Source organism: Burkholderia sp. BCC1640 (assembly GCF_902833125.1).
Taxonomy (GTDB): Bacteria; Pseudomonadota; Gammaproteobacteria; order Burkholderiales; family Burkholderiaceae; genus Burkholderia; species Burkholderia diffusa.
This window is the reverse complement of the sequence record NZ_CADFEF010000006.1, coordinates 47,071-60,481: the sequence shown is the minus strand read 5'-3', so window position 1 is coordinate 60,481 and position 13,411 is coordinate 47,071. Positions and strand designations below refer to the sequence as shown.

General features: G+C 67.5%; 9 protein-coding genes. 4 read left to right on the top strand and 5 right to left on the bottom strand.

Going from position 1 to position 13,411, the window contains the following annotated elements; translation table 11 throughout:
* Position 1: 1 nt before the first annotated feature.
* Complete coding sequence (locus HWX25_RS08620; protein ID WP_047900486.1) at positions 2–877, top strand: HlyD family secretion protein; 876 nt, start codon at positions 2–4, stop codon at positions 875–877.
* A 36-nt stretch (positions 878–913) separates the two neighbouring features.
* Here the strand turns inward: HWX25_RS08620 and HWX25_RS08615 are convergent, their stop codons facing one another.
* The gene (locus HWX25_RS08615; protein ID WP_175908206.1) at positions 914–1,942 is read right to left on the bottom strand and encodes an EpsG family protein; all 1,029 of its coding nucleotides are present in this window, start codon (positions 1,940–1,942) and stop codon (positions 914–916) included.
* Positions 1,943–2,139: 197 nt separating this feature from the next.
* On the bottom strand, positions 2,140–3,813 hold the full coding sequence (locus HWX25_RS08610) for a methyl-accepting chemotaxis protein (protein ID WP_175908204.1): 1,674 nt from the start codon (positions 3,811–3,813) through the stop codon (positions 2,140–2,142).
* A 399-nt stretch (positions 3,814–4,212) separates the two neighbouring features.
* Here HWX25_RS08610 and HWX25_RS08605 point away from each other — a divergent pair, with 399 nt between their 5' ends.
* The gene (locus HWX25_RS08605; RefSeq protein WP_059524136.1) at positions 4,213–5,451 is read left to right on the top strand and encodes an MFS transporter; all 1,239 of its coding nucleotides are present in this window, start codon (positions 4,213–4,215) and stop codon (positions 5,449–5,451) included.
* A gap of 66 nt (positions 5,452–5,517) precedes the next feature.
* On the opposite strand, the gene HWX25_RS08600 is transcribed toward HWX25_RS08605, so the two are convergent.
* Both HWX25_RS08600 and HWX25_RS08595 read right to left on the bottom strand, forming a co-directional pair.
* Positions 5,518–6,315, bottom strand: coding sequence for a 5'-methylthioadenosine/adenosylhomocysteine nucleosidase (locus tag HWX25_RS08600; RefSeq protein WP_175908202.1), 798 nt, complete (start codon positions 6,313–6,315; stop codon positions 5,518–5,520).
* The gene (locus tag HWX25_RS08595; RefSeq protein WP_175908200.1) at positions 6,312–8,675 is read right to left on the bottom strand and encodes a UvrD-helicase domain-containing protein; all 2,364 of its coding nucleotides are present in this window, start codon (positions 8,673–8,675) and stop codon (positions 6,312–6,314) included. Before HWX25_RS08595 ends, HWX25_RS08600 begins: the two co-directional genes overlap by 4 nt.
* A 214-nt stretch (positions 8,676–8,889) precedes the next feature.
* Between HWX25_RS08595 and HWX25_RS08590 the strand changes: the two genes are divergently transcribed.
* Together HWX25_RS08590 and galU are read left to right on the top strand one after the other, a co-directional pair.
* Positions 8,890–11,757 carry a valine--tRNA ligase gene (locus tag HWX25_RS08590; protein WP_059818004.1) on the top strand — a complete coding sequence of 956 codons (2,868 nt, stop codon included), beginning with the start codon at positions 8,890–8,892 and terminating at the stop codon, positions 11,755–11,757.
* Positions 11,758–11,845: 88 nt separating this feature from the next.
* A complete protein-coding gene (gene galU, locus HWX25_RS08585) occupies positions 11,846–12,730 on the top strand; it encodes a UTP--glucose-1-phosphate uridylyltransferase GalU (RefSeq protein ID WP_059818002.1) in 885 nt (294 codons plus the stop codon).
* Between the two features lie 59 nt (positions 12,731–12,789).
* Here galU and HWX25_RS08580 read toward each other — a convergent pair whose 3' ends face one another.
* A complete protein-coding gene (locus tag HWX25_RS08580) occupies positions 12,790–13,404 on the bottom strand; it encodes a DUF4136 domain-containing protein (protein WP_059818000.1) in 615 nt (204 codons plus the stop codon).
* Positions 13,405–13,411 lie beyond the last annotated feature (7 nt).

Genomic DNA, 13,411 nt, shown 5'->3' with positions numbered 1-13,411 from the left:
CATGATTCTCAGAAAACTCTTCGGCTTCGTCGCGACCGCCGTCATCCTTCTCGTCGCGATCCTGATCGGGCGCTCGCTGTGGGTGCACTACATGGACGATCCCTGGACGCGCGACGGGCGCGTCCGTGCCGAGATCGTCAACGTCGCGCCGGACGTGTCGGGCGCGATCGTCGAACTGCCCGTGCATGACAACCAGCTCGTGAAAAAGGGCGACCTGATCATGCAGATCGACCCGTCGCACTACCAGATCGCGGTCGAGCAGGCGCAGGCGGCCGTCGCCGCCCGCCGCGCGGAACTGCAGATGCGCCGCGACGACGCGGCCCGCCGTGCCGACCTCGACGCGCTCGTCGTGTCGAAGGAAAACCGCGAGAACGCCGCGCACAGCGCATCGAGCGCCGACGCGCAGTACCAGCAGGCGATCGCCGCACTCGACGCCGCGAAGCTCAATCTCGAACGCACGCGCGTGGTCGCGCCGGTCGACGGCTACATCACGAACCTGCAGACGTTCAAAGGCAACTACGCGGTGGCCGGCCAGGCGAAGCTCGCGATCGTCGACAGCCATTCGTTCTGGGTCTACGGCTACTTCGAGGAAACCAAGCTGCCGCGCGTGAAGGTCGGCGCACCGGCCGAGATGCGGCTGATGAGCGGCGGCGTGATGAAGGGCCACGTCGAGAGCATCTCGCGCGGCATCTACGATCGCGACAACCCGCAAAGCCGCGACCTCGTCGCGGACGTGAATCCGACCTTCAACTGGGTGCGCCTCGCGCAGCGCGTGCCGGTGCGCATCCGCATCGACGAAGTGCCGGCCGACGTGGTGCTGTCGGCGGGCACGACCTGCACGGTCATCATCGATCCGGACAAGCAGAAAAAGTCGTGATGAAACGCTGGCCGGGCGGCGCCCCGCCCGGCCGCGTCATTCCCAGAAGAACCGGTAAGGCAGGAACGGCGACGGGCCGAGCCCGTATTCGCCGAGCATGTTGCGCAGTCGCATCGCGAAGCCGACGGCGCCGATGACGACCAACGCGACGATCACGTGCCGGCGTCGGATCCCCGGCACGTGCTGCAGCGGCACGAACTGACAGCCCATCGCGAACAGCACGAGCCACTGGAAACGCAGCCCCGCATAGCTGATCCGCGCGAGCGCGAAGCTCGCGATCTCGCAGACGAACAGGAACACGAGCGTGCGCGGCATGCGCGCCAGCAGCATCCAGCCGGCGGCGAGCGTCAGCAACGCAAGCACGAGCGGTGCTCCGCCCGACATCTGCGCGGGCGGCGTGAACGCCGCATACAGGCCGACCTTCGCGAGCAGCGCGTCGTGATGCATCGCGAACAGCACGCCGCCGATCGCGACCGCCAGCCCCGCATAGCGCAGCAGGCGCAACCGTCGGACCTGCAGCAGCACGACAAGCAGCGCCGCCGACACGTGCATCGCGGTCGCCGCGGCCGCGAACGCGAACGACGCGCCGTGCCGCCTGCGCGCCCATGCGTCCGATGCGAGCTTCGCGACACAGAACGCGACGCCGTAGCGCACGCCGCTCATCGCCATGTCGTAGAAGAACAGCGGAAAGATCAGCGTGGCGAACACGCATGCGTCCTCGGCGCTCCGGCCGAACGCGGCGACGCACGCGACGACGACCAGCAGCGACAGGATCGCCATCGCGATGTGCGGATCGTGCCCGAGCCACGCGAGCGCGCGCACGAGCCAGACGAAACCCGGTTCGAGCGTGCGCGGCACGACCTTCAGGTTGCCGCTCCAGATGCCGGTAATGATGTCGAGGTAGATCGCCGTGTCGGTGCCCGTCCGGCCACGCAGCACGGCGAACGCGGCGGCCGGCGCGATGCCCGCCGCGAGCCATCGCCACGCGGCCACGCGCGTGCGCATGCCGATCGCCGCGGACGCGAGCATCCACAGGTATCCCGTCAGGTAAATCGTCATCGTCATTGTTGTGACCCGCTCGGCGTGCGGTCGCACCGGAGACGATGCGCATGCGCCGCGGGTTCTGGCCCCCCGCTATGTGGAGGCGCATTGTAAGGGATTGCGCGCGGGCCGACTGCCGGGTTTGTCACCGATCGACAGCAGCCCGCCGGCCTGCGCGTCGCGGGCAGGACGGCCCGCAACGGAGTGGGACGATGCGACGCTCAGGCCGCGAGCCGAAAGCGTCCGACCAGCGACTTGAGCGCCTGCGCCTGCTCGTCCAGCGCGTTCGCTGCGGCGGCCGCCTGTTCGACGAGCGCCGCGTTCTGCTGCGTGCCGGCATCCATCTGCGTGACGGCGCGGCCGATCTCGTCGATCCCCGCGCTCTGCTCGTCCGACGCCGCGGAAATTTCGCCGATGATGTCGGTCACGCGCTTGACCGCCCGCACCACGTCGTTCATCGTGCGGCCCGCATCGTGCGCGAGCGCGGCGCCGTTCGCGACGCGCTCGACCGATGCGCCGATCAGCCCACGGATCTCCTTCGCCGCGGTCGCCGCGCGCTGTGCGAGCAGCCGCACCTCGCCCGCGACCACCGAAAAACCGCGTCCCTGCTCACCCGCGCGCGCCGCCTCGACCGCGGCGTTCAACGCGAGAATGTTGGTCTGGAACGCGATCCCCTCGATCGTGCCGATGATGTCGCGAATGTTCTTCGCGCTGTCGTCGATCTCGCTCATCGTCGCGACCACGCGTCCGACGACTTCGCCGCCCGCCTCCGCGACGGCCGACGCATTGGCCGCGAGCGCGCTCGCCTGCCGCGCGTTCTCGGCGTTCTGCCGCACCGTCGACGTGAGTTCCTCCATGCTGGCCGCGGTGCGCTCGAGCGCGACGGCCTGCTGCTCGGTGCGCCGCGACAGGTCGAGGTTGCCGGTCGATATCTCGCCGGACGCGGCCGCGATCGCCTCGGCGCTGACGGCGATCTCGCCAACGGTCGCCGCGAGCCCGGTCTGCATGTCGGACAGCGCACGCACCATGCTGTCGCGGTCGTGCCGGCCGAGCGATATCGGCCGTGCGAGGTCGCCGCGCGCGATGTCGGCGGCGATCGCCTTCGCCTCCGCGGGCTCGCCGCCGAGCTGCGACGCGAGGCGGCGCACGACCCCTTCGGCAATCGCGATCGCCAGCACGATCAGCGCAGCCGTCATCGCCGCGATCATCGCGAACGACGACGAGAAGATCGTTGCGGACGCATCGAGCGTCGCCTTCGACTTCGCGCCGCGCGTCTTCACGAGCATCGCGACGAGTTTCTCGAGCTTGCCGGTTTCGACCAGCAGCGACACGTCCTGCGTGCCGACCTGCCAGTTCATCTGCGACAGGTCGAGCGGCTGCGCCTGCACGAGCGCGACGAAATCGCGCAAATGGCCGCTCCACGTGCCGACCGCCATCGAGAATGCGCGCAGTCGCGCGGAATCGTCCGCATCGGCCGGATCCGCGTACCGCTGAAGCGTCGCGAGCGCCTGGCCGATCGACGCGAGCCCCGCGCCGACCTCCGCGCCCAAGTCGTCGCGCTCCTTCGCGGTGGTGGCGGTCAGCAGCATCTTCTGCGCGCGGCTCGCGCGCAGCACCTCGGCGCGCACCTCCTCCGCCGCCCGGCTCGCGACGTGCCCCTGCTCGTAGACCGACGCAATCGATGCGTTCAGCCGGCTGATCTGCCACAGCGAAAACACACCGATCGCGAGCGTGCCGGCCAGCAGGATCGCGAACGCGGCGCGCAACGTCGCCTTGACCGTCCACGGCCGGGATTCGCGCCGGGCTGCGCGCGCACGCCGTGCGGCTGGCCTGGCGGCTGCGTCGGATGCGGCGGCGGCCGCAACCGGCCGCGGATGCAATGAAGCTGCTTTCATCGATATATCCCCGTATTGATCATGCCGCCGGAAAGGTCGGTTCCGGCGGCCGGCATTCCCGCGCTGGCCCGCCATGCCGCGCGCCCTGCGCTCGCCCGGCTCGTGGCCGGTGCCGCACTGTGATGTCATTTGTCCTTCTACGGCCGCCATCGGCGCGCCTTGAGTCCGGGCAAACACCGATCCCGTCCCGCGCGGCCCGACGAAAGCCGGACGCGCCGCAGCGTTATACCTGGCCAAAAAACGGCGTCATGGCCGAATCGTCACAACAATGTCCGAATCGCGACAAAACTTGGCCTGACATTCTCGATACGCCACATTAGACTTCTTTGACGCAACAACGAATCGAACGCGCCGATCCCCATCAGAGCGCGTCCCGCCACCTCAACTCGCTCAGCTCACATGGAAACCAGCCTCGATACGGGCGCCGGCGCGACAGCCGCAGCCCAGCCGTCTGCCCCACCCGCTCCGCGTACCGTCTACCCCGTGCTCGGCGCGATCAGCTTCTCGCACATGCTCAACGACATGATCCAGTCGTTGATCCTCGCGATCTATCCGATGCTCAAGAGCCAGTTCGCGCTGTCGTTCGCGCAGATCGGCCTGATCACGCTGACCTACCAGATCACCGCGTCGCTGTTGCAGCCGCTCGTCGGCCTGTACACGGACAAGCGGCCGAAGCCGTATTCGCTGCCGGTCGGGATGGGCTTCACGCTCGCGGGGCTGCTGCTGATGTCGGCCGCGCAGAACTTCCCGACGCTGCTGGCGGCGGCGGCGCTGGTCGGCTGCGGCTCGTCGGTGTTCCATCCGGAATCGTCGCGCGTCGCGCGGATGGCATCGGGCGGCCAGCACGGGCTCGCGCAGTCGCTGTTCCAGGTCGGCGGCAACGCCGGCTCGGCACTCGGGCCGCTGCTCGCCGCGCTGGTGATCATTCCGCACGGCCAGCACAGCATCGCGTGGTTCTCGGCAGCCGCGCTCGTCGCGATGGTCGTCCTCACGCAGATCGGCCACTGGTACAAGAAGCATCCGTCGATGAAGAAAAAGGCCGCAGCGGCCGGCCATCCGACGTTGTCGCAGGGCCGCGTGCTCGCCGCGATCGGCGTGCTGGTGCTGCTGGTCTTCTCGAAGTACTTCTACCTCGCGAGCATCAACAGCTATTTCACGTTCTACCTGATCGACAAGTTCCACCTGTCGGTGCAGGCCGCGCAGATCCACCTGTTCGTGTTTCTCGCGGCAGTCGCGGCCGGCACGCTGATCGGCGGGCCGGTCGGCGACCGGATCGGCCGCAAGTACGTGATCTGGGTGTCGATCCTCGGTGTCGCGCCGTTCACGCTGCTGCTGCCGTACGCGAACCTGTTCTGGACGAGCGTGCTGAGCGTGATCATCGGCGTCGTGCTGGCGTCGGCGTTCGCCGCGATCCTCGTCTACGCGACGGAGCTGATGCCCGGCAAGGTCGGAATGGTCGCGGGCCTGTTCTTCGGCTTCGCGTTCGGCCTGGGCGGCGTGGGTGCCGCCGTGCTCGGCCAGCTCGCGGATGCGACGAGCATCACGTTCGTCTACAAGGTGTGCTCGTTCCTGCCGCTGATCGGCGTGCTGACGGTGTTCCTGCCGAACCTCGAAAGCAGCCGGCGCAAGAAGGCGTGACGAACCGGCCGCGGCATGTGTGCCGCGGCCGGTCGACCGATTCGAAGGGAAAGTACGACGGCGGCTTCAGGCCGCCGTCGTCGCATGCAGCGTCAGGAAACGCTTGAGGATGCCGGACGAATAGTTGCTCGCGATCGCCGACAGGAAGTGCGAGAACGACTGCGTCGCATGATCGTCGGCCGTATCGGAGATCGTGCGCACGATGGCGAACGGCACGTCGTGCTCGGCGCACACCTGCGCGATCGCCGCGCCTTCCATCTCGACCGCGAGCGCGTCCGGCAGCGCGTCGCGCAGCGCGACGACTTCCCGCTCGCTCGACACGAAGCGGTCGCCGCTGATGATCAGCCCGCCGTGCAGCGTCGCACCCGCCAGCCCGAAACGCTCGGCGAACCGCGCGCCCTCCTCGGCGACGAACAGCGTGCATGCGGCCTTCAGGCGAGCCGTCAGCGCCGCATCGGTCGCGAACCGCGTGATGCCGAGCAGCGGCACCTCGTAGCGCGGAAACAGCGGCGACGCATCGAGATCGTGCTGCAGCAGCAGATCGGCGACGACGACGTCGCCGACGCGCACCGTGCGCGACACGCCGCCGGCGACGCCGGTGAAGACGATGCCGGACACGCCGAACACGTGAATCAGCGCGCTGACCGTCGCGGCGGCCGCGACCTTGCCGACCCGCGCGAGCGTGACGACGCAGGCCGCGCCGTGCACGGTGCCGACGTGATAATCGCGGCGGCCGAGCGTGATCGTCTTCATCACGCCGTCGGCGCGCATCGCGACGATCAGGTCGCCGAGTTCCTCGGGCAGCGCGGCCAGAATGCCGAGCGGACGCGTCGATACCGTTTCAACCATGTCGATGCTCATCATTCCACCGCCTGCAGTTTGGCGACCGCCAGCGCGAGCCATTTCTCGCCGTGCCGTTTGAACTTCACTTGCGCCTTCGCATCGGCGCCGTTGCCTTCGAGCGCGGTGACCGTCCCCTCGCCGAACTTGGTATGGAATACCTGCTGGCCGATGCGGAAGCCGGTGTCGGCCGCGCGCTGCTTGTTCGCGAACGCCGGCAGCGGCGCGGAGACCGCCGCATCGACGACCTGCTCGCGACTGCCGCCGCCCGGCCGCGCGAACCAGTCGCGCCCCCAGCCGGCGTTGTCCGAGCGGCCGCCCCAGCGCGAACCCGCCTCGACCTTCGGCGTGAGCCACTTCAGCACGTGCTCCGGCAATTCGTCGAAAAAGCGCGAGCGCACGTTGTAGCGCGTCTGGCCGTGCAGCATCCGGCTTTGCGCGAACGACAGGTAGAGCCGCTCCTTCGCGCGCGTGATCGCGACGTACATCAGCCGCCGCTCTTCCTCGAGGCCGTCCGATTCGAGCACGCTGTTCTCGTGCGGGAACAGCCCTTCCTCGAGGCCGGTGATGAACACGGCCGAAAATTCGAGACCCTTCGCCGCGTGCACCGTCATCAGTTGCACCGCGTCCTGGCCAGCCTGCGCCTGGTTGTCGCCGGCTTCCAGCGACGCGTGCGACAGGAAGCCCGCGAGCGGCGTCATCGTGTCGGGATTCTGCGCGGGGTCGCCGAGCGGCGCCGGATCGAGCACGTCGACCGTCGCATCGTCCGCGTCCACGCCGAGCTCCGGCGCCGCGATCGCGCCCGCGCGCAGCGGAATCGAGCGGGCCGGCGCATCGAGCCCGTAACCTTCCTCGCTGACGAACGCGGTGGCCGCGTTCACGAGTTCCTGCAAGTTCTCGAGGCGGTCCTGGCCTTCGCGCTCGCCCTGGTAGAAATCGGCGAGGCCACTCGCGCGCACGACGTATTCGACCGTCTCCGGCAGGCTCATCTGCTGCGTCTCGGCGCGCATCTTCGCGACGAGGTTTGCGAACGCGCCGAGACTCGTGCCGGCCTTGCCGGTGACGTACGGAATCGCCGCAGCCATCGAGCAGTCGTACAGGCGCGCCGCGTCCGCGAGCTGCTCGATCGAGCGCGCGCCGATCCCGCGCGTCGGGAAATTCACGACTCGCACGAACGCGGTGTCGTCGTTCGGGTTGTCGATCAGGCGCAGGTACGCGAGCGCGTGCTTCACTTCCTGGCGCTCGAAGAAGCGCAGACCGCCATACACGCGATACGGGATGCCCGACGTCATCAGCGTGTGCTCGATCGCACGCGACTGCGCGTTGCTGCGATACAGCACGGCAACCTCGCTGCGCGACATCCCGGTGTTGATCAGCGAGCGGATCTCCTCGACGATCCAGCCGGCCTCCTGCGCATCGGTGCTCGCCTCGTACACGCGTACGGGCTCGCCGTGGCCGGCGTCGGTGCGCAGGTTCTTGCCGAGGCGATGCGAGTTGTTCGAGATCAGCTGGTTCGCCGCGTCGAGGATGTTGCCGTGCGACCGGTAGTTCTGCTCGAGCTTGATCAGGTTGCGCACGCGGAATTCGTCTTCGAAGTCGCGCATGTTGCCGACGTTCGCACCGCGGAACGCGTAGATCGACTGGTCGTCGTCGCCCACCGCGAAGATCGCGTTCTCGCCGCCCGCGAGCATCTTGAGCCACGCGTACTGCAGCTTGTTGGTGTCCTGGAACTCGTCGACGAGAATGTGCTTGAAGCGCGCCTGGTAGTGCGCGCGCAGCGGCGCGTTGTACGCGAGCAGCTCGTAGCAGCGCAGCAGCAGCTCGGGGAAGTCGACGACACCCTCGCGCTGGCACTGCTGGTCGTACGCCTGGTAGAGCTCGACGAACTTGCGGTTGAAGTTGTCGGACGCGTCGACCTTGTCGGGACGCAGCCCCTGCTCCTTCGCGTTGTTGATGAAGTACTGGACGTTCTTCGGCGGATATTTTTCGTCGTCGACATTCGCCGCCTTCATCAGCCGCTTGATCGCCGACAACTGGTCGGCCGTGTCGAGGATCTGGAAGGTCTGCGGCAGGCCGGCGTCGCGCCAGTGCGTGCGCAGCATCCGGTTGCACAGCCCGTGGAACGTGCCGATCCACATGCCGCGCGTGTCGATCGGCATCATCGCCGACAGGCGCGCCATCATTTCGCGCGCGGCCTTGTTCGTGAAGGTGACGGCAAGCACGGTGGCCGGCGACGCGTAGCCCTGCTGGATCAGCCACGCGATGCGCGTGATCAGCACGCGGGTCTTGCCGCTGCCCGCCCCCGCGAGGATCAGCGCCGGTTCGTTCGGCAGCGTGACGGCGGCGTATTGTTCAGGGTTCAGATTGGCGAGCAGATCGGGCATGGAGCGGCAGCGGACGTGCGAGAAAAATGCGGACCCGCCATTATAAGTCGGCCGCGCGATGCCGTTTCCGATCCGTTCCGACGCCTGCCATCGCCCGCGTTGCGGCGCCCCCGCGACCCGCCCGCCCGGGCAAGCGATGGCTGGCCGATGTGCATCCATTTATAATTGTCAGATTCGGCATCCAATTCACGCATTTTTCGGCAGATTTCCAACCATGAGCGACAGCACGCTTGCGAAGAGTTTCGAGCCCCACACCATCGAGTCCCAATGGGGGCCGGAGTGGGAAAAACGCGGCTATGCCGCACCGGCATTCGATCCGGCACGCCCCGATTTCGCGATCCAGCTGCCGCCGCCGAACGTCACCGGCACGTTGCACATGGGCCACGCGTTCAACCAGACGATCATGGACGGCCTCGCCCGTTACCACCGGATGCTCGGCGAGAACACGCTGTGGGTGCCCGGCACCGACCACGCGGGGATCGCGACCCAGATCGTCGTCGAGCGCCAGCTCGACGCACAGGGCGTATCGCGCCATGACCTCGGCCGCGAGAAGTTCGTCGAGCGCGTGTGGGAGTGGAAGCAGCAGTCCGGTTCGACGATCACCGGCCAAGTGCGTCGTCTCGGCGCGTCGACCGACTGGTCGCGCGAATATTTCACGATGGACGACAAGATGTCGGCCGCCGTGCGCGACGTGTTCGTCACGCTCTACGAACAGGGCCTGATCTACCGCGGCAAGCGCCTCGTGAACTGGGATCCGGTGCTGCTCACCGCGGTGTCGGATCTCGAGGTCGCGAGCGAAGAGGAAAACGGCCACCTGTGGCACATCCGCTACCCGCTCGTCGACGGTTCGGGTTCGCTGACCGTCGCGACCACGCGCCCGGAAACGATGCTCGGCGACGTCGCGCTGATGGTCCATCCGGAAGACGAGCGCTACGCGCACCTGATCGGCAAGCTCGTCACGCTGCCGCTGACGGGCCGCGAGATTCCGGTGATCGCCGACGACTACGTCGACCGCGAGTTCGGCACGGGCGTCGTGAAGGTCACGCCCGCGCACGACTTCAACGACTACCAGGTCGGCCTGCGCCACAACCTCGCGCCGATCGAGATCCTGACGCTCGACGCGAAGATCAACGACAACGGCCCCGAGCAGTATCGCGGCCTCGACCGCTTCGACGCGCGCAAAGCGATCGTCGCCGACCTCGATGCAGAGGGTTTCCTCGACTCCGTCAAACCGCACAAGCTGATGGTGCCGCGCGGCGACCGCACCGGCGTCGTGATCGAGCCGATGCTGACCGACCAGTGGTTCGTCGCGATGACGAAGCCGGCACCGGAAGGCACGTTCAACCCGGGCAAGTCGATCACCGAAACGTCGCTCGACGTCGTGCGAAACGGCCAGATCAAGTTCGTGCCGGAAAACTGGACGACCACCTACTATCAATGGCTCGAGAACATCCAGGACTGGTGCATCTCGCGCCAGCTGTGGTGGGGGCACCAGATTCCCGCATGGTATGGCGAAAACGGCGAGGTGTTCGTCGCGCGCAACGAGGAAGAAGCCCGCGCGCAGGCCGCCGCGAAGGGCTATGCCGGCGCGCTGAAGCGCGACGAGGACGTGCTCGACACGTGGTTCTCGTCGGCGCTCGTGCCGTTCTCGTCGCTCGGCTGGCCGAACGACACGCCTGAACTGCAGCACTTCCTGCCGTCGTCGGTGCTCGTCACCGGCTTCGACATCATCTTCTTCTGGGTCGCCCGGATGGTGATGATGACGACGCACTTCACCGGCAAGGTGCCGTTCCACACCGTCTACGTGCACGGCCTCGTGCGCGACGCGGAAGGCCAGAAGATGTCGAAGAGCAAGGGCAACACGCTCGACCCGATCGACATCGTCGACGGCATCGACCTCGAAACGCTGGTCGCGAAGCGCACGACGGGCCTGATGAACCCGAAGCAGGCAGCCACCATCGAGAAGAAGACGCGCAAGGAATTCCCGGACGGCATCGCCGCATTCGGCACCGACGCGCTGCGCTTCACGATGGCGTCGATGGCGACGCTCGGCCGCAACGTGAACTTCGACCTCGCGCGCTGCGAAGGCTATCGCAACTTCTGCAACAAGCTGTGGAACGCGACGCGCTTCGTGCTGATGAACTGCGAAGGCCACGACTGCGGCGCCGACAAGCCGGAAGTGTGCGGCGCGGGCGACTGCGGCCCCGGCGGCTACCTCGACTTCTCGGCGGCCGACCGCTGGATCGTGTCGCTCCTGCAGCGCACCGAGGCCGACATCGCGAAGGGCTTCGCCGATTACCGCTTCGACAACATCGCCACCAGCATCTACAAATTCGTGTGGGACGAGTACTGCGACTGGTACCTCGAACTCGCGAAGGTGCAGATCCAGAACGGCACGCCGGAACAGCAGCGTGCGACGCGTCGCACGCTGCTGCGCGTGCTGGAAACGGTGCTGCGTCTCGCGCACCCGATCATCCCGTTCATCACCGAAGCGCTCTGGCAGAAGGTCGCGCCGCTCGCCGGCCGTTATCCGCAAGGCAAGGCCGAAGGCGAAGCGTCGCTGATGATGCAGGCGTATCCGGTCGCGAACCTGCAGAAGATCGACGAGGCGTCGGAGCAATGGGCGGCCGACCTGAAGGCGATCGTCGACGCGTGCCGCAACCTGCGCGGCGAGATGAACCTGTCGCCGGCGACCAAGGTGCCGCTGCTCGCGGCCGGCGACGCCGAGCGCCTGCGCTCGTTCGCGCCGTACGTCCAGGCCCTCGCCCGCCTGTCGGAAGTGCAGATCCTGGCCGACGAAGCGACGCTCGACCAGGCCGCGCACGGCGCGCCGATCGCGATCGTGGGCCCGAACAAGCTGGTACTGAAAGTGGAAATCGACGTCGCGGCCGAACGCGAGCGCCTGTCGAAGGAAATCGCGCGCCTGACGGGCGAAATCGCGAAGTGCAACGCGAAGCTCGGCAACGAGGCGTTCGTCGCGAAAGCGCCGCCGGCCGTGGTCGAACAGGAGCAGAAGCGTGTCGCCGAATTCCAGAGCACGCTGGAAAAACTGCGCGCTCAGCTCGATCGGTTGCCTGCGTAACAAACGGTAAGGTCGTTTGCGTTCACTATAATCGGAACGTGAACATAAGACTGTCTGACAAGTCGATTACAGGAATAAAGGTTCGATCATGTTGAAAGTCACCAAGGCGGTATTCCCCGTTGCCGGTCTCGGCACGCGGTTCCTCCCGGCAACGAAGGCGAGCCCGAAGGAAATGCTGCCCGTCGTCGACAAGCCGCTGATCCAGTACGCCGTCGAGGAAGCAATCGCCGCGGGCATCACGGAGATGATCTTCGTGACCGGGCGCAGCAAGCGCGCGATCGAGGACCACTTCGACAAGTCGTACGAAGTCGAGGCCGAACTCGAGGCGCGCGGCAAGGAGAAACTGCTCGAGCTCGTGCGCAGCATCAAGCCGAGCCATGTCGACTGCTTCTACGTGCGCCAGCCGGAAGCGCTCGGCCTTGGCCATGCGGTGCTGTGCGCGGAGAAGCTCGTCGCCGACAACCCGTTCGCGGTGATCCTCGCCGACGACCTGCTCGACGGCAACCCGCCCGTGATGAAGCAGATGGTCGACGTGTTCGACCACTATCACAGCTCGGTGATCGGCGTGGAGGAGATCCCGCCGTCGGAGACGAAGTCGTACGGCATCGTCGACGGCAAGGAGTGGGAAGAATCGATCGTCAAGATGTCGGCGATCGTCGAGAAGCCGGCGCCGGAAGTCGCGCCGTCGAACCTCGGCGTGGTCGGCCGCTACATCCTGAAGCCGCGGATCTTCGAACATCTGCGCGCGCTGAAGCCGGGCGCGGGCGGCGAGCTGCAGCTCACCGACGCAATCCAGGCGCTGCTCGCCGACGAACAGGTGCTGGCCTACAAGTATCAGGGCACGCGCTACGACTGCGGCAGCAAGCTCGGCTACCTGAAGGCGACGGTCGAGTTCGCGCTGCGCCACCCGGAAGTCGGCGCCGAGTTCGACGCGTATCTGCGCGCGCGCGGCAACGGGCAACCGGCTGCCTGAACGCGGCACGGGCCGGCCTCGCCTGCGCGGCGGCCCGCCCTCACCTCACGGCCGGCGCGTCAGCGCGCGGCGGCCGACTTCACCGAGACGACGCCCGGCATCGCGCCCGCGTCGTCTTTTTTCGTCTTCACGAGCCAGCCGTCGCCCTGCTCGAACGGCAGCTTCGCGAGCGCGCTCTTCACGAGCGTCGGCGCGGCCTGCTGCGTGCCCGCATCGCGGTCGCGCATCGACGCCGACACGCGATAGACGTCGGCGCCCGACTTCGCGTCGACGAAACGCAGCGTCAGCACGTGGCGATACACGCTGCCCGCGAACGGCAGCGCGAACGGCGCCGGCCCGTCGACGGTCACGCACGCGCTGCTTGCCGCGCCGCACTGGTCGGCCGTCGCCGCGACCGACGCCGGCTGCGTCGCGTACGCGATCGACAGCCGGTAGCGCGCGGCCTGGCCAGGCTGCGCGTCGAAGCCGCGGTGCGCGAGCTCGTCGCGCACGAGCGTCTCGATCTGCCGGTATTCGGCATCGTCGGCCTGAGCGGCCGTGCGAACGAGCTCGTAGTCGTGCGAACCGGACTCGAACGCGTTCGGCTGCCCGAGCGCGCTCACGCCGGTCGTGACGCCGGCGCAACCCGTCAACAGCGCCACCGCGAGCGCGGTCGCTGCCCATTCCTTTCTCATGACTTCC

Coding starts and splice junctions, on each gene's coding strand:
- galU (WP_059818002.1), top strand. CDS start 11,846: ATGTTGAAAGTCACCAAGGCGGTATTCCCCGTTGCCGGTCTCGGCACG.
- HWX25_RS08610 (WP_175908204.1), bottom strand. CDS start 3,813: ATGAAAGCAGCTTCATTGCATCCGCGGCCGGTTGCGGCCGCCGCCGCA.
- HWX25_RS08590 (WP_059818004.1), top strand. CDS start 8,890: ATGAGCGACAGCACGCTTGCGAAGAGTTTCGAGCCCCACACCATCGAG.
- HWX25_RS08605 (WP_059524136.1), top strand. CDS start 4,213: ATGGAAACCAGCCTCGATACGGGCGCCGGCGCGACAGCCGCAGCCCAG.
- HWX25_RS08580 (WP_059818000.1), bottom strand. CDS start 13,404: ATGAGAAAGGAATGGGCAGCGACCGCGCTCGCGGTGGCGCTGTTGACG.
- HWX25_RS08615 (WP_175908206.1), bottom strand. CDS start 1,942: ATGACGATGACGATTTACCTGACGGGATACCTGTGGATGCTCGCGTCC.
- HWX25_RS08595 (WP_175908200.1), bottom strand. CDS start 8,675: ATGCCCGATCTGCTCGCCAATCTGAACCCTGAACAATACGCCGCCGTC.
- HWX25_RS08620 (WP_047900486.1), top strand. CDS start 2: ATGATTCTCAGAAAACTCTTCGGCTTCGTCGCGACCGCCGTCATCCTT.
- HWX25_RS08600 (WP_175908202.1), bottom strand. CDS start 6,315: ATGATGAGCATCGACATGGTTGAAACGGTATCGACGCGTCCGCTCGGC.